This is a genomic window from Candidatus Binatia bacterium (assembly GCA_036504975.1).
Lineage (GTDB): Bacteria > Desulfobacterota > Binatia > UBA9968 > UBA9968 > JAJPJQ01.
This window is the reverse complement of sequence record DASXUF010000017.1, coordinates 55104-70696: the sequence shown is the minus strand read 5'-3', so window position 1 is coordinate 70696 and position 15593 is coordinate 55104. Positions and strand designations below refer to the sequence as shown.

General features: G+C 54.7%; 16 protein-coding genes and 1 pseudogene. 12 read left to right on the top strand and 5 right to left on the bottom strand.

What is annotated here, in order from left to right:
• Positions 1-5: 5 nt before the first annotated feature.
• From VGL70_02660 to VGL70_02645, 4 genes are all read left to right on the top strand, one after another.
• Positions 6-812, top strand: a complete 807-nt coding sequence (locus tag VGL70_02660) for a hypothetical protein (GenBank protein ID HEY3302418.1) — start codon at positions 6-8, stop codon at positions 810-812.
• Between the two features lie 210 nt (positions 813-1022).
• On the top strand, positions 1023-1865 hold the full coding sequence (locus VGL70_02655; protein HEY3302417.1) for an SLATT domain-containing protein: 843 nt from the start codon (positions 1023-1025) through the stop codon (positions 1863-1865).
• A gap of 60 nt (positions 1866-1925) precedes the next feature.
• Positions 1926-3248 carry a toll/interleukin-1 receptor domain-containing protein gene (locus tag VGL70_02650; GenBank protein ID HEY3302416.1) on the top strand — a complete coding sequence of 441 codons (1323 nt, stop codon included), beginning with the start codon at positions 1926-1928 and terminating at the stop codon, positions 3246-3248.
• Positions 3249-3250: 2 nt separating this feature from the next.
• Positions 3251-5269: an OmpA family protein gene (locus VGL70_02645; protein HEY3302415.1), complete on the top strand. Its 2019-nt coding sequence runs from the start codon at positions 3251-3253 to the stop codon at positions 5267-5269.
• Between the two features lie 45 nt (positions 5270-5314).
• On the opposite strand, the gene VGL70_02640 is transcribed toward VGL70_02645, so the two are convergent.
• Both VGL70_02640 and thiI read right to left on the bottom strand, forming a co-directional pair.
• Positions 5315-6448, bottom strand: coding sequence for an FAD-dependent monooxygenase (locus tag VGL70_02640; protein ID HEY3302414.1), 1134 nt, complete (start codon positions 6446-6448; stop codon positions 5315-5317).
• A gap of 108 nt (positions 6449-6556) precedes the next feature.
• Entirely contained in the window at positions 6557-7756 is a 1200-nt protein-coding gene (gene thiI, locus VGL70_02635) for a tRNA uracil 4-sulfurtransferase ThiI (protein ID HEY3302413.1), read from the bottom strand.
• A 243-nt stretch (positions 7757-7999) separates the two neighbouring features.
• On the opposite strand from thiI, the gene VGL70_02630 reads away from it, so the two are divergent.
• Genes VGL70_02630 through VGL70_02620 form a run of 3 tightly spaced genes read left to right on the top strand, consistent with a single transcriptional unit; the run spans position 8000 to position 9501 of the window.
• Positions 8000-8326, top strand: coding sequence for a cupin domain-containing protein (locus VGL70_02630; GenBank protein ID HEY3302412.1), 327 nt, complete (start codon positions 8000-8002; stop codon positions 8324-8326).
• Positions 8327-8338: 12 nt separating this feature from the next.
• A complete protein-coding gene (locus VGL70_02625; GenBank protein ID HEY3302411.1) occupies positions 8339-8761 on the top strand; it encodes a nuclear transport factor 2 family protein in 423 nt (140 codons plus the stop codon).
• Positions 8762-8781: 20 nt separating this feature from the next.
• Complete coding sequence (locus VGL70_02620; protein ID HEY3302410.1) at positions 8782-9501, top strand: SDR family NAD(P)-dependent oxidoreductase; 720 nt, start codon at positions 8782-8784, stop codon at positions 9499-9501.
• 61 nt (positions 9502-9562) lie between these two features.
• On the opposite strand, the gene VGL70_02615 is transcribed toward VGL70_02620, so the two are convergent.
• On the bottom strand, positions 9563-10258 hold the full coding sequence (locus VGL70_02615; GenBank protein HEY3302409.1) for an HAD family phosphatase: 696 nt from the start codon (positions 10256-10258) through the stop codon (positions 9563-9565).
• Between the two features lie 252 nt (positions 10259-10510).
• Between VGL70_02615 and VGL70_02610 the strand changes: the two genes are divergently transcribed.
• Positions 10511-11056, top strand: coding sequence for an NUDIX hydrolase (locus tag VGL70_02610; GenBank protein HEY3302408.1), 546 nt, complete (start codon positions 10511-10513; stop codon positions 11054-11056).
• A 38-nt stretch (positions 11057-11094) separates the two neighbouring features.
• Positions 11095-11562 carry a redoxin domain-containing protein gene (locus VGL70_02605; protein ID HEY3302407.1) on the top strand — a complete coding sequence of 156 codons (468 nt, stop codon included), beginning with the start codon at positions 11095-11097 and terminating at the stop codon, positions 11560-11562.
• A gap of 127 nt (positions 11563-11689) precedes the next feature.
• Here VGL70_02605 and VGL70_02600 read toward each other — a convergent pair whose 3' ends face one another.
• The gene (locus tag VGL70_02600) at positions 11690-11995 is read right to left on the bottom strand and encodes a Rieske 2Fe-2S domain-containing protein (protein ID HEY3302406.1); all 306 of its coding nucleotides are present in this window, start codon (positions 11993-11995) and stop codon (positions 11690-11692) included.
• 57 nt (positions 11996-12052) lie between these two features.
• Positions 12053-13147 (bottom strand): aminomethyltransferase family protein, encoded by a 1095-nt coding sequence (locus VGL70_02595; GenBank protein HEY3302405.1) that lies wholly within the window; start codon positions 13145-13147, stop codon positions 12053-12055.
• 119 nt (positions 13148-13266) lie between these two features.
• On the opposite strand from VGL70_02595, the pseudogene VGL70_02590 reads away from it, so the two are divergent.
• The 3 genes and pseudogenes from VGL70_02590 (at position 13267) to VGL70_02580 (ending at position 15558) form a co-directional block, all read left to right on the top strand.
• Positions 13267-13374: pseudogene (locus VGL70_02590) on the top strand (redoxin domain-containing protein).
• Positions 13328-13741, top strand: coding sequence for a peroxiredoxin (locus VGL70_02585; protein ID HEY3302404.1), 414 nt, complete (start codon positions 13328-13330; stop codon positions 13739-13741). Before VGL70_02590 ends, VGL70_02585 begins: the two are co-directional and overlap by 47 nt.
• A gap of 503 nt (positions 13742-14244) precedes the next feature.
• On the top strand, positions 14245-15558 hold the full coding sequence (locus VGL70_02580; protein ID HEY3302403.1) for a sigma-54 dependent transcriptional regulator: 1314 nt from the start codon (positions 14245-14247) through the stop codon (positions 15556-15558).
• Positions 15559-15593 lie beyond the last annotated feature (35 nt).

The following is a 15593-nucleotide window of genomic DNA, read 5'->3' as shown; positions in this document are numbered from 1 at the left end:
CAGGTATGCTGGTTTTGTCTTGGAAGTTCGCCAAGCACTTTGGTCAATATTGGAGAACGATTCTTGCGAAAGCTTTTAAGGATACGGTTACAGGGATATTTGGATCCTTTGCCTCAGTTCTCAAGACGGCATTAGTCACGGTAATAGGCTGGTATTTTTTGGTAAATATCTTTGAATGGGAAATCCCTAAGCTAACAGATGATGTCGTGATTCCTGCCCTATCGATTTTTGGGGCATTCATGATAGTTGCTGCGGGATTTTTTCTAGTGCGTACCATTGCGACTCCCGTATTAATTGATATCTCGCAACGCCAAACCATCGAATATTTCGAGGACCGGTTAACAGCTAAAGTCGCAATTCTACATGATGTCGGAGGATCGTATGAACAAGTAGATGAGGTTTGGGCTGGTGCTTTTCTACGGATGCATCGAATTGAAATAAAAAATCTAAGTGATGTGGTGCTAAAAAACATCAAAGTGGAGCTAGCTTACGTCAGAGAATATAGAGTTCCATTCTTACCTATTCCGCTCAGGCAGATGCATGACAGGCCATCAGATGACGACATTCCCTACAGGACAGCGTTCGATTTAAATCCAGGTGGGAGCAACTTTATTACCGTCGTTGGAAAGGTTGAGGCGGCTGGAGATGAGAAAGAATTTGTCATTTTTTACGCCGACAGATCGCGACCTAATAAATTTCCGGATGGTTTATATAATTTAGGAATCCAAGTAACCGGCGAGAATATTACGTTTCAAATTGTAGAATTTTCGGCAGAGGTTAGAGATGGGCAACTCAGATTCCAAAAAGCGTAGATTGCAGCGTCTTATTTTGACTGACCTGCCCTCCAAAGCTACCGTTTTGAAAAGTGAGTCGTCCTTCAAAGACGGAGCAAAAGCGACGCAAAAATTATTTGATTCGGGATCATCCCTGTTTCGTCTTGACACCAATCCACAATTCGCCCTATTTTACTAACCAACCAGCTAGGCTGAGGATTGATTGCCATAAGGCGGAAACAGTCAGGAATGCCTAAGCGGACGGACATTCAACATTCTCCACTTCCTAAATTAGAATGGGAGCCTAGCAAGCGCCAGAATTCTCTTGAGCTTTTATTTGATCACCTAACGGCCGAGGCTAAAAGCGCTATAGATTGGTACTTGAAAGCAAAACGACCTAAACAGCAATGGGCAATGCGGGCGCGAATGGGAGCAATCGTTCTAACAGCACTGGCCGGAATTATTCCGATGGTAGTTCAGATTTTTGTTGAGGACGGCAAGCCGTTGATACAGCCGGCATGGGCTTCCGTGTCTTTGGGTATTGCCGCCGCGATGATCGTAGTCGACCGCTTCTTTGGTTTTTCCAGCGGGTGGATGCGTTACATTTCGGCGGAGCTGCGGATTCGTCAGCTTCTACGGGAGTTCGAATTGGAATGGCAAACCTTGAAAGCGGGTTGGAAGGGATCAGACCCGACGGATGACCAGGTCCAAACGATGCTGGGCCGGGCGAAGACTTTTATTAATCAGGTCACAACGGTCGTCCAAGAGGAGACGAATACTTGGATTCGCGAATTTCAGGAAAGTTTGAAGCAAGTAGAAGAGGCCGCGAGGGCAAAGGCGGCTGTGAGCGAGTTGGGAGGTTTAAACGTAACTGTAACGAATGGCGATCAGAGCGCGGCGGTTTGGAAACTCTCGATCGACGGAGGAAGTCCGGCCAACTATACCGGTAAGAGCGCAGCTCTTCGAGAGTTGTCGCCTGGAGTGCATGTCGTAAAGGCGGAAGGAATCATTAACGGTACTCCCAAAGCATCTGAAATATCCGTCACAATTCCGGCCGGCGGAATTGGAAAGGCCGAGCTAACGTTGAGTTAGTTGTTCTAGGTGCAGTTGTCCTGAAACGGAATTGCGACCCGACTAGAAAAAGACTCTGACATGAAAGATAGCCTTTCAGAACAAGACTGGCGCCGCTTAATTGAATCGATCAATCGGGGCAACTGTGTCCTCGTATGCGGACCTGATATGGTTTTTGATCCCGACGACCCTGATCACACCCCGCTCACAACCAAACTCGCCCAACACCTGGCTCGAAAACTGCCGGCAGATACGCCAGATATCATTCGGAAGGACTTAGCCCAGGTGGCTCAGCTCCGTTGCAACAGTCCCGGAGGTGATCACTACGATCTGGAACTGGAAGTAAAGGACTTCTATGCGCCGTTTGCGAAGCGTACCTCGCGGTTTCATGAAGATCTCGCTGCGTTGCCTTTTACACTTTGTTTGAGCATGAGTTATGTCCCCTTCATGGTAAACGCTTTGAAAGATGCCCACAAATCTTCGACTTACGACTTTTACCATTACCAGAAACATCGGCCGACGAGTCTCTCCAAAGGTACTATTCAGCATCCAATCGTCTATCAACTCCACGGCGATCTTAAGGAACTAGATTCGTTGGTATTAACAGAGACCGACTTGCTGGAATTCCTGGTAAATATAATCAAAGGTACCCATCCTCTGCCGCCGTATATCGCGGGTCAGCTCGCCGACCCTGGCACGTCGTTTCTGTTTCTTGGTTTTGGTTTTCAGCGCTGGTACGCGCGTGTGCTGCTTCACGTCTTGCAAACGTATCGCCATCGTAATCGATCGTTGGCGGTAGAAGGTGCTGCATTCTTCGACCACCCGGATAGCGCTCAAAGCGCAGTGTTTTTCACCCAGGAGCACAAGATCGAGTTCCGGCATTATTCGTGGTCCGACTTTGCGTCTGAGCTGCGTCGGCTCTACGAAGCACAAGCTCCACAGGCAGTAGTACGGGAAATACCGCCCAACTCTCCCAAAGTATTCCTTTGCTACGATAGGCGTGATCAAGAGCGGGTGATGGAAGTGGAGCAAAAATTACATAGCCTCGGGGTCGATACATGGCGCGACCAGCAGGATCTCCGCGGTGGCGATGATTGGAATAGACGCATCGTACATGTCCTGGGGAAGCAAGTGGACTACGTACTTGTACTTCAAACACCGAACATGCTTTCGAAACCGCGGAGTTATATCCATAAAGAGATCGCGGAAGCACTGGAGCGGCAAAAGGAATTCGATGAGGGCGAGTCTTTTCTGATTCCTGCAATTTTGGAAGGGTCCCTAGGACTCGAACGCCTGGATAAGTTACAGCGTGTTGAACTGACTGATCCACATGGCCTGGAACGCCTGGCGAGTCACATCCAGGCGAACTGGGTTAAGCGGCAGAACCGTATTAGAGGGGACTGATCGTGAGTAAAGCTGCGGTCGCCATAGCGAAGCGTGAAGAAGAAACAGTCTTGTCTCTGACGCCCGGCTCACACGAGCGATATCCCGGTCCACGGTACTTCGAAGACAACGAACTCGATCAACGATTGTTTTTTGGCCGCGAGCAGGAAATCTACGATTTAGTGCATCGGGTTCGAGCGACTCGCATGCTCGTCATTTTCGGCAAATCGGGTCTGGGAAAAACATCTCTTCTAAGAGCAGGCCTTTTCCCACGACTCCGCGAGTACGGACTACTGCCCGTAAGCATACGGCTTGATCGACCCGATATCGGTCCCATTGAAGCTGTTTTTGCGTTGCTGCGAACTACCTGTCAGGAACAGGCGGTTGACTATACCGACCGTAAAACTGAAGGTTTGTGGGAATTTTTCAAGGCCACGGACTTATGGCGCGGTGATACGCTTCAGGTACCGGTCCTGGTCTTCGATCAATTCGAGGAGGTATTCAATCTGCAGTCGGAATCTGTTCGCGTCGCCCTCGCACGTCAACTGGGGGAGCTTGTCGGCCGAGGCTTACCGGAAAGGATTCGTAAGGAGCCGCCCTCGCCAGATCGCGGGCGTTATGCGGACTCGCCACCAGAAATTAAGATTATCTTGAGTTTCCGCGAAGAGTACGTGGGAGCGCTGGAGCAACTTGTCCAGAATATTCCCGGAATCTTCGAGCAGCGATTTCGTCTCACACCGTTGGATACGCAAGCGGCTCGACGAGCCGTGGTTGAGCCGGCGCTTCTGGACTTACCTGAAGTGTTCGCGACGCGGCCTTTTCGTTATAAGAAAGCTACGCTCGACAGCATAATGGCTTTTCTGGCCAGTCGACAAGGTGAAGTGGAACCGTTTCAGCTTCAAATTATCTGCCAGCACGCGGAGCAACAGGTTCTTCGCCGCCAGCAAGAAGGGTCAAAAGACATCCTGGTTGATGACCAATTGCTCGGTGGCGCCAAGAACATGGAAAAACTCCTCGAAAATTTCTACCGTCAAGCTGTGCGAGAGATCTCATCTTTTCGGCAGCGTTGCCGCTCGCGACGTCTATGCGAACTAGGACTTCTGAGTCCAGACGGCCACAGAATAAGCATGGAGTACGGTCAGATTCGTAAACAATACGGGATCTCGGAGAATGCGCTGAAAACACTTGTCGATGCCAAGCTGATACGAAAAGAGGCCCGCCCTGGTCTGAAGGGATTTTATTATGAGCTTAGTCACGACAGCGTAGCGGGCGCAGTAAGGAGGAGCCGGCGGTTTCGTGTGCCAACCGTTTTTAAGACGATTTTTGCGATAATGCTTATTCTGGGTACTAGTGTATCCTTGTTCCAAAAGAGGGAGGCTGATCTGCAGCGGCAAACCGCACTAAGGGCAGTTGAACAAGCGAAGTTAGAGCAGGGTATCGCAATGCGGGCGAAAGATCTCGTTGTGGCTCAAGAAGAGCTTGCAATGACCTTGGCAAAATTGAATGCCTTGCAAAGGAAAGCCGCTGCCGGTGGTGGTCAACAGCCCGAAGTTCAGCGGGCTGCTCAATTTGAGAAACAGGTCGCCGAGGTGCAGCGGAGAACGGAAGAAGCGGCAAAGAGGTTGGAAGAGGTGGAGCAGCAGGCGAAAAAAGCCGCTCCCTCTCCTAAGATTGAACGTACCGTAATTCTTGACAACATTGTGTTGTTTGATTTTGACAAGACTGCTTTGAAACCGGATGCCGCAAAACTTCTGGATCGTCTCGCAATGTTCTTTAAACAAAACCCAAATTATAGCTTACTTGTTGTTTGGTATAAGAGACAAAATCCGCTTTCCGGGGAAAGTTTGGATTTACCGTCTAAAAGGGCAGAAAGTATTGTCAACTACTTGCAAACACGTGGAGGTATTGAGAGCAACCGCATTACAATCACCAGTGAGGAAGGTCCAGCGTGCCCTGAGACAGATAGGGAGTGTTGGGCACGAGATCGAGGTGTGGTACTTCGGACGGTTCCAAAAGAGAGTACTGCGTCCCAAAAAAAGTAGGGCTCCCACGCATTTCGCTTTGAGTGGCGAAACATTTGCCGGCATTCACGACTGCGATGCCTTGTAGGCTTCGTACGCGGCGATGAATTCGGGATCTCGCTCGCGCAGCTTTTCGTGATCGATTCTTCCGCCTCTCGTCATGTAATCGTAGGCAAAGGGGATGGGATCGAGATCCATCTTGTCCCCAAAGCGCTCGTACCAAACCAGGCTATGATGCGCGACCTCGAGCAGCCGATCGGCGGTCGGCTTTCTGCTTCGCTCAAATTCACCCAGCGCCGCTTCAACGTTTTCGTTCGCCGCACAGGTCCGGTACAGCGCGATCGCGTCTTCGAACGCCGTTCTCGTGCCTGAGCCGATGGAAAAGTGCACCGTGCGGAGCGCGTCGCCGATCAGCACGATGTTTTTATAGCTCCAGCGCCGGTTACCCACCACGACGAAATTAATCCACACGGACTTGTTCGACAGCAGCGTGTGGCCGCCCAGATCGTCTTTGAAGACCTCCTCGCAGTAACTGCGGCTTTCTTCGTCGGTCATCGATTCAAAGCCTGCTTTAACCCAGGTGGGCGCATCGCACTCGACGATGAAAGTGCTGGCGCTTTTGCTGTGGCTGTAAGAATGGGCGACGAAGACACCGTCTTGGTTTTGGCGAAAGATCAAGGTCAGGGAGTCGAACCGCTGATTCGTTCCGTACCAGACATATTTGTTCGACCGCACGTCCAGCGTCGGTTGAAAGTGTTCCCGATATTTCTGCCGCACGATGCTGTTGACGCCGTCCGCGCCGACGACGAGGTCACAGTCGGAAAAAAGCTCCGGATCGGAGACCCGGGTTTGAAAGTGGAATATTACGCCGGCTTTCCGACAGTGTTCTTGTAAAATGCGCAAGAGGTCGATTCGAGCGAGCCCGGAAAATGTGCCGCCGCGAATCGCGACCCTTTGACTTTTGTGGACAATCCCTTGTTGGTCCCAAAGTTCAAGCCTGCGGGCGATATCGGCGTAGGAATCGCGGTCGCTCTCTTCCAGGAATGACAAGGCGCGGCCCGAAAAAACGACGCCCCAGCCGTAAGTGCTGTCGGGCGGGTTCTGCTCTACGATCTCGATCTCGTGCTGCGGGTCGTGTTTCTTCATCAGCAGTGCGAAGTAGAGACCTGCGGGTCCGCCGCCGATAATTCCGACTTTCATTTTCTACCGGTTGTTCACCGTTTTCCTTGGCGCTCTTTGCGTCTTTGCGCGAGATCGTTTTTATCCGATCCGAATTCTTCATCGCGCCAAGACGCCAAGGCCGCAAAGTCACTCTGGAAATTTGAATTCTTCAACCTGTGCGCCTTCCACTCCGAGTTGAACCAGCGCCAGAAAATCGATCTTCGCTTCCGCTACTTCGACGTCGGCGAGTTTTGCCTTGGTCGCCGGATGCTTGGGCACGAAAAGCTGGCAGCAGTCCTGGTCCGGCGTCGCCGATGTCTCGAACGTGCCGATCCTGCGCGCTTGATCGATGATCTCCTGCTTGTCCATGCCGACCAGCGGACGAAGCAAGGGAAGAGTCGCGGCCTTGCCGATGACGGCGAGGTTTTCCAACGTTTGCGACGCAACCTGCGCCAGGCTCTCACCGGTCACCAGGGCTTGCGCTTTTTCCTTCTTCGCGATCGCTTCAGCGATCCTCAGCATCATCCTGCGATAGAGCACGACGCGCAAAGGCCGTAAAACTCCGGCGACGATCTGGCGCTGAATCTCGCCGAACGCGACCAGGTAAAGGCGAGAGGTGAACTGGTGTCGCGTAAGGAGCTTCACCAGCGCGCGGCATTTTTCCTGTGAAGTCTTGTCCAAATAAGGCGCACTGTGAAAATGAACGAAGATGAGCCGGCAGCCCCGCTGCATCATTCGGTAAGCCGCCACGGGAGAATCGAAGCCGCCGGAGATAAGCGAAACGACCCGGCCGCTGGCGCCGACGGGCAGGCCGCCGGCGCCAGCAATTTTATCGAAGCCGAAGAACGCCGTGCGCGGCAGGATTTCGACCGATACGGTGAGCTCGGCGTTTTCCAGGTCTACGCGGGCGCCGCTCTTCGCCTTGACGGCGGCTCCGAGCTTGCGATTGATGTCGGGAGACGTGAGCGGAAAATCTTTGTCCGCTCTGCGCGCGTCGATGCGGAAAGAAGCGAACTGTTTGCCGTCCAGCGCTTGAACGATCCGTTTTTCGATCTCGTCGATGTCCGCAGGCATGCGCTCGACAAAGGAGAAATTGGCGACGCCGAAGACGCGCTCGAGTCGCCGGCCGATTTCTTCCCGAGGCGCTTCTGCGCCGAAGGAAAGAAGAATTCGCCCTTGCAGCGTCTTCGCCTCGGTGAGCGGCAGACCGCCGACCGCCGAAACCAGGTTTCTCTTCAGCAGGTCGATAAAGTAAGGACGGTTGCCTTTCTTCAAGGCGATTTCGTGATAGCGGACCAGAACGGAATTCATGCGGTCAAGATAACACAGCCGTTGAAAAAGACCCATCGACTTACCGCTAACCGCTGGCCTGGGAGTATCTCTCCGGGCCGATGCGATACGGCGGTGTTACGCGGCACGAGTTTTCTAGGGTGGAATTCTAAAGTACGCTTGGATATTTCTCGGGCGACGCATCGGCCCTACGAGACACACCCAGGCCGGCGGGTTCCTCAATGAAGCAATCTAACAATTTCCTCTTGATTTGCAGGGTTGGCGCGCTGTATGAAAGCAATGAGTTCGAAGGAGACGGCGATGGCCAACTTTAAAAAAATTTCCGCGGCGATGCAGTTCGCGGCGGACAAGATGAAGAAGAACGGTCTTTTCGAGACCGAGCGGCTGTTCTGCGATCTCTATTGCTTCGAGCCGGGCCAAAGCCAGGCGGCGCACGCGCACGAAGGCTCGGACAAAATTTATTATGTCGTGAAGGGCAAAGGGGCCTTTCAGGTTGGAACCGAGGAAAGAGAGCTGGGCGACGGAGAGATTGTGATGGCCCCGTCCGGACAGAAGCACGGTGTCACGAACCCCGGACCGGATCGCCTCGTCCTTCTCGTCTTCATGGCGCCCAGGCCGTTGCACTGAGGCTCAGCAATCATGACCAGCGAACAAAGAGCCGTTTATACGGCGAACGAAAACTTTTACCGGGCTTTCGAGAGCTTCGATATCGCGCGGATGGAGCGCGTCTGGCTCAAGGCGGACACCATCCAATGTTTTCACCCCGGCTGGGAAATGTTGCGGGGATGGGAGCCGGTCATGACGAGCTGGCGCAGAATTTTCGAGAATACGGACGAGATCCGCTTTGTGCTGACCGAAGCGCGGGTCGAGGTGCGCGATTCTCTGGCATGGGTAACGCTGTACGAAAACCTCACCAACCGTGTCGGCCAAGAGTCGGTCGCCGCGGTCGTATTGACGACGAACATCTTTGAAAAGCGTCCGGAGGGCTGGCTGTTGATCCATCATCATGGCTCGCCGGTCGCGCACCCGCCCGCGCCGATCGAGCCTTCGACCGTGCACTGAGTTCATGCGCCGGCGAATTTATGAAGTCTTTGACGAATAAAGTCGCGATCGTCACCGGCGCGGGCCGCGGCATCGGCCGGGCGATCGCCCTGGCGCTGAGCCGGGCCGGCGCGCGCGTGGCGCTCGCGGCGCGGAGCGAGCCGGAGCTGCGCGCCGTGGCCGAGGAGATCAGGAGCAGTGACGGCGACGCGCTCGTCTTGCCAACGGACGTCACGCGCGACGAAGATATGGAGCGTCTCGTCGAGCGCACGCTGAAAGAGTGGGAGTCGATCGATATTCTGGTCAATAACGCGGGATGGGGAAAAACCGCGCCGGTGGCGAACAGCAAGATCGAAGAGGTGGACAGGACGCTTCAGGTCAACCTGCGAGCGACGATGATCATGACCCGCCTGGTTCTTCCGACGCTGCTGCAAAAAAAGAGCGGGGCGGTCATCAACATCGGTTCGATCTCCGGCAAAGCGGGCTCGGCGAACACCGCCGCGTACTCGGCGTCGAAATTCGGCGTGATCGGATTCACGCAGTCGCTTTTCGAAGAGGTGCGCGAATACGGCATCAAAGTTTCCGTGATCCTTCCGGGATTCGTGGATACGCCGTTGATTCCGCCCAACAAACGATTGGACCGCAGCAAGATGATCCAGCCGGACGATATCGCGGAGACCGTGTTGTTCGTGCTGTCTTTGCCGACAACTTCGTGCCCGGTCGAAATCACCATCCGGCCGCAGCAAACACCGTACCGATAGGCATGAGGCGAGAGGCGTGAGGCATGAGCAAGAAAACCGGCGCAGAAGAAGTCTGCAAGAATTACTTGAACAGGGATTCGAGCAGCGCGACGGTCACGTCTTTCAGGCTGTCGGCCACGGCGTTCGCCGAGGCGAGATCGTGGGCGGGATAGGAGTTGGCGACCGCCAGGCACTTCATGCCGGCGCGGTGCGCGGCCAGGATTCCCTCCTTGGAGTCCTCGATCACGAGGCACTCGGAAGGGCGAATCAATTCCTTGCCTGGCCCCGACTCGCCGGACTCATCGTTGAGCGTCTGAAGGGCTTTCAAAAAGATCCCGGGATCGGGCTTGCCTTCGGCGACGTCTTCCGCGCTCGCGATCGCACGAAATAAATTTCTCAAGCCGAAGCTTTGCAAGACTAGCTCGATTTCGTCGCGCAGCGCGCCCGAGGCGACGGCGAGCGGAAAGCGCGCGGCAAGCTCCGGCACCAGCTCCTTCACGCCGGGAAAAACGACCATGCGATCGGCGATCGACGCGCGATAGTATTCCGCCTTGCGCTTGATCAACTTCGCGAGCGCGGCGTCGTTCAACGACCGTCCCCGGTCTTGGAAAACCGCCCTGAAGCAGCCGCGGTCATCCATGCCGAGATAGCGCTCGTAGTATTCCTTGTCGCTAAGCGCCAAGCCCTCTTCGAGCAGAACTCTGCGGAACAATTCCCAATGAATCGGCTCGTCGTTCACCAAAATTCCATTGAAGTCGAAGATCACGGCGCGCAGCATGGCTAAGGCTTACCGAATACCCTCTTTTGTTTCAACCGAGTCTAAGATAAAGGCTATTCAGGGTTTCCTGTGAAGAATCATTCACCACCGAGACACGGAGTTCGCATGGTTCGACAAGCTCACCACGAGCGGAATTCCTTCATAGCTGCGCATCCTGAGCTTAGTCGAAGGACGTGCCCTCCGCGCCTCGGCGGTGCGATTTCCGAGCCTTGCATCACACGGAAGCCTGAGGTCCCAAGATAAATAAGAAAAATGGCGCACCTAAAAGAGCACGGCCACGGCCACGTCGAGTATCGTTTTTGCCCGCAGTGTGGCGGCGGTTTGGAACGTCGTCTGATGAAGGCCGGCGAGCCCAAGCGGCTCGTGTGCGCGGGATGCTCGTTTATTTTTTATCTCGATCCAAAGGTCGTCGCCGGGACGTTGTTCACGATCGACCAACGCGTGGTCCTGCTGCGCCGCGGCGTCGAGCCGGCGCTCGGCAAGTGGGTCTTTCCCGGCGGCTACGTCGATCGCGGCGAAAGCGTTATGGACGCGGCGATTCGCGAGACGCGGGAAGAATCCTGTCTCGACGTTCGTCTCGGGCCGGTCGTCGGCGTGTATTCGTACAAGGGTTCTCCCAACGTGATCGTAGTCTACGCGGCGGAGGTGATCGGCGGCCAGCTCGAAGCCGGCGACGAGTCCGTCGAGGCCGCCACGTTCGATTCTCGGGAAATTCCCTGGGACGACCTCGGCTTTGACAGTACGCGCGAGGCGTTGAGAGATTACATCAGGGTTTACCTCGGCGCCAAAATGAAGTAATGGATTACTGGACGATTCGATTTTAAAGGAGGATTTGTATGGCGACCGTCGATGTGGGCCAGAAGGCACCCGATTTCACTCTTCCCGTATCGCGGGAACAAAAAGTCGGCTTGCAAGACTTTGCCAGCAAGAAGAGCGTCGTGCTGGCGTTTTATCCGCTGGATTTCACCGGCGGCTGACAGCAGGAGCTGACCAACCTCGAAGCCGACCGCAAGGAGTTCGAGGCCAGAGACGCTCAGGTTCTGAGCGTAAGCGTCGATTCGGTTTTTTCACACAAGGCGTTCGCCGAGAAGATGGGCGGAATCAATTTCCCGATGCTGTCGGATTTTTATCCGCACGGAGCGGTGACCGCCCTCTACAATTGTCTGCGCCCGGAAGGATACCCCAAGCGGACCGTCGTCATCATCGACAAGCGGGGCATGATCCGCTACCGCAAAGAATACGACAAGGGAATTCCCGAGAACAAAGAGCTGCTGGAGGAGCTGGATAAAATCAATCGAAGTTAGAAAGATTTTGTAAGGAACGCTGAGTCATCCTTCGACGGGCTCAGGATGACCGGTCCCAGTTTTACCGTTCGTGCTGAGCTTAGTCGAAGTACGAACGGTCAACTTGCCGAACGCTGAGATTGAAAGTCTACGCGGCGACCAGTACGTCCTCCCCCTCGACCTTTACTTCATATTTGGCCACCGTCACCGACGGGGTGAGTTCGTTTGTGCCGGTCGTTACATCGTACCTCCAACCGTGCCAGGGACAGGTAACGATTTTGCCGTCCAGCTCGCCTTCGCCGAGAGGTCCGCCGCGGTGCAGGCAAGTATTATCGACGGCGTGAAAGTTTCCATCTACGTTGAAGAGAGCAACCGCTTTGCCGTTAACGTCAACGGTCTTGCCAGATCCTGCCGGGATATCTGTTTTTTTGCACACCTTAACGAATGCTGCCATCCTTGGATCTCCTTTCTTTCCTGGAGTGCGATTATCTATCCCAGCTCCCAGCGGCTTTCAAGGGGAAGTCGAATACACGAAAGGCAGGGCTGTAACCATGCCGCCGATCCGCTCGCCGTTTCGTTCGACGGAGACCGTCGTGCCCGGCGCCCAGTAATCGCGGTGCACGTAGCCGAGAGCGATGGGCCGACCGATCTTCGGCGAAAAAACCGAGCTGGTGACTCGGCCGATTTCTTTTCCGTCGGCATGGATCTTGTCGCAGCGCTGCGCCGGGCTTTCCCCGTCGAGCGCGATGCCGGCGAGTTTCCGGTTGACGTGGCCGCGCGAGCGCACGCGCTCGATCACTTCCTGGCCGATGTAACAGCCTTTGTTGAAACTCACGGCGTGCTCCAGGCCGGTCTCCAGCAATAAATTATCTTCGTCCATGTCGATGCCGTAGCGCGGCAGGCCGGCCTCGACCCGAAGGATTTCCTGCGCCTGGAGCCCCGCCCAGCGGAGAGCGAGCGCCGTTCCGGCCCTTTCGATTTCGCCGACGACCTGCGCGAGATTTTCGACCTCCATCAAGAGATCGAACCCTTCTTCGCCGGTGTGGGTCGCGCGAATCGCTCGGACCTCCCGCTCTACGATGCGGAGCACACGATGCTCGTTCATATGCACGGGCGGGTCCTGATGGGGAGCGGCGGCATTCAATAAAAGGAAGGCGTGCGGGCCCTGAAGGGAAATCATTCCATAACGCCCGGCGGCGTCGCTGATCTCGACGTCGTCCGCCACGAGATAGCGGTTCAGTTGGGCGATGACTTTTTCTTTCAAGAAGTCCTTCAGTAAAATGATTAAAGACTCTTCAGCACAAAGAACTCTCAAATCCGCGAGGATCTTGCCGTTCACGTCGAGCACGGCTGCATAGACTCCGCTTCCCAGCGTGAGTTTTTTAACGTCGTTGCTGACCATGCCCTGAAGATAGGAGGCGCGGTCCGGCCCGGTGAGCTCGACCGCGGCGTAGTCGCACATGTCAAAGAGTCCTACGGCCGAGCGGACGGCCTGGTATTCCTCCAGCGGCGCGCCGAAACGGGCCGGCAAGACCCAGCCGTCTTGTTCGACGAGCGTTGCGCCGTGCACGCGGTGAATATCTACGAGAGGAGTCGTCTTGGCCATCACCGAAACTATAGCGCCGCCACTGATGGTTAACAATCCGGCGCGGGTCGTTGACCGGCCTTGGTATTTGTCATATAGCCGTTATCTCTAGGAACCGGGCGCACGGAACGGAGGACGCGATGAACCTGGAGGGAAAGAAGGCGCCGGATTTCGAACTCGAAGGAAGCGACGCCAAGCGCCATCGGCTCAAAGACTACAACGGGAAAACGGTCGTTCTCTACTTTTATCCCAGAGACAACACGCCCGGATGGCACGAAGGAAGCCTGCGGCTTCAGAGACTTAAACCAAGACGTGCAAAAAGCGGGCGCCGCGGTTCTCGGCGTCAGCAAAGACAGTCCCGCGTCGCACGATAAATTTAAAACCGCCTATCGCCTGCCATTCGTATTGCTTTCAGATCCCGAGGCCAAGGTCATGCGCGCCTACGGCGCTTGGGGCAAAAAGATAATGTACGGCAAAACGGTCGAAGGCACGATCCGCTCGACGGTCGTGATCGGCGCGGACGGCAAGGTCAGAAAACATTGGCAGACGGTGAAGAACGCCGAGGAGCATCCGCAAGAAGTCCTGGAGTTCTTGTCCGAAAAGGCGAACCGGTGAAATCTCTCTTCGATAACTTCGAAACTAGTTGAGTGAAAAGTCTACTCTCGGTTGGAAGGCTGTTCAAGAGAAAATTAAGGTGTCGATATACGGGCTTCCCGATCGCGTAGTAGGCACAGCCGGCCATTGGCAGGCGCTTCGCGGTCTCGATCTCGACCTGAATCGTGCCTGATCGGCAGCCGATTGTAATACCGACTCGTACTGACCCATAAATCCTCGTAAGAAGCTAAGTCCTTCGAATCGTTGCGCTGTTGAATCCAACGGGTGAGGGGCCTTTAGCCCACTTAATGTTACGGCAGAATCTGCCGATAGCTCTAGGAGGTAAGAGTGCTGCCATTCTTTGCCCGGTTAGCCCCCTCGCTATGGCAGGGCCATTAGCAGAATTGAAGGGATTGGAGTTCCAAGGATCAAGATGGACTTAGAGAGAACTTTTGTGTACTGGGACGTTCCATCCATGCTGCGAGCATCCATTTGAAACATTATCGCGACGACCAGACTAAATAATGTCCAATATCCACACACTGGTGATTTACGGACTGGGCGCTCCGGTCGCTCCGGTTCAAAAGTCCCTCGAAGAGCGGGGCTTATCGATCCATCTGAGCAGTAGCTGGGAAGAAGCCGAACGTGCCTACTCCTTCCTTTTAGATCAGGTCAAATATATCTTCGTTGATGTCGCCATGTGCCAGGGCCCGGGCTGGGAGAAGTTCGTTTATCGGTCCAGGATCGGCGGCTCAAGCGCTACGCTGGTTACCTTTCATGCCGAGTTTCCCCAAAACCTTCAATACCTTCTTGGCTGCCAGATCGAGGCCGACAGTCCTCGGCCGGAAGAATCATTCTCGCAGCAAATAATCGCGGAAGGGACAAAGTTCCGCGAGGTCCTGGACTTGGCAACTCGTTATGCCAAGCACGACGTAACCATCCTAATCACCGGCGAGACGGGCACCGGTAAAGAGGTGGTGGCTCGCTACATTTGCGATGAGAGTCCGAGAAAGACCGGGCCGTTCGTTCCGTGCAACGTCAGCGCGATTCCGGATACCCTGGTCGAGAGCGAGCTATTCGGACACGTCAAAGGCGCGTTCACCGGAGCCGATAAGAACAAAATGGGGCTGATCGAGTCTGCCGAAGGGGGAACGCTGTTTTTCGATGAGATCGGAGATCTCTCTCCGAATATTCAACTGAAGCTTTTGCGCTTTTTGGAAAGCCGCGAATACTACAGGATCGGAGACTCTTCGGCTAAAACCGCCGACGTGCGCATTGTCGCCGCGACCAACCGAAATCTCGAGCAGGCCATCTCGAACGACAGCTTTCGCAAGGACCTTTATTATCGATTGAACAGCGCCCGCATCATCTTGCCGCCGCTGTATGAGCGCAGGGAAGATGTTCTGCCTTTGGTCGAGCACTTTATCCGCCGGGCTTGTGGGCCGAATCCCAAACCAGCAAAAAAGTTAAGCAGCTCGGTCAAGGCGTTGTTTTTGGATTATCCATGGCCGGGCAATGTCCGGGAACTCAAGAATGTGATCGAGAGCGCGCTGATGGTTTCGGATGAGGAGTACGTGACCGTCGCCGACCTGCCGATGCATTTGCAGCAGTACGCGACCGGTCACCGGGTAGAGATCGGCGCCAAGGCGATTCGGACCATCGAGCAGGCTGAAAGGGAAGTGGTGGAGGAGGCAATCCGAAAGTCTGATAACAACAAGATGAAGGCCGCCGAGTTGCTTGGCATATCTCCCCGAACACTCTATCGCAAGCTAGCAAAATTTGCCGCGGCAGCCGAGCAAAGTTATTCCCATTCGGAACTCAGCAAGATGGCTGTCTAGACAGCCAACGACGAATTGGTTTCCAAAATACTCGA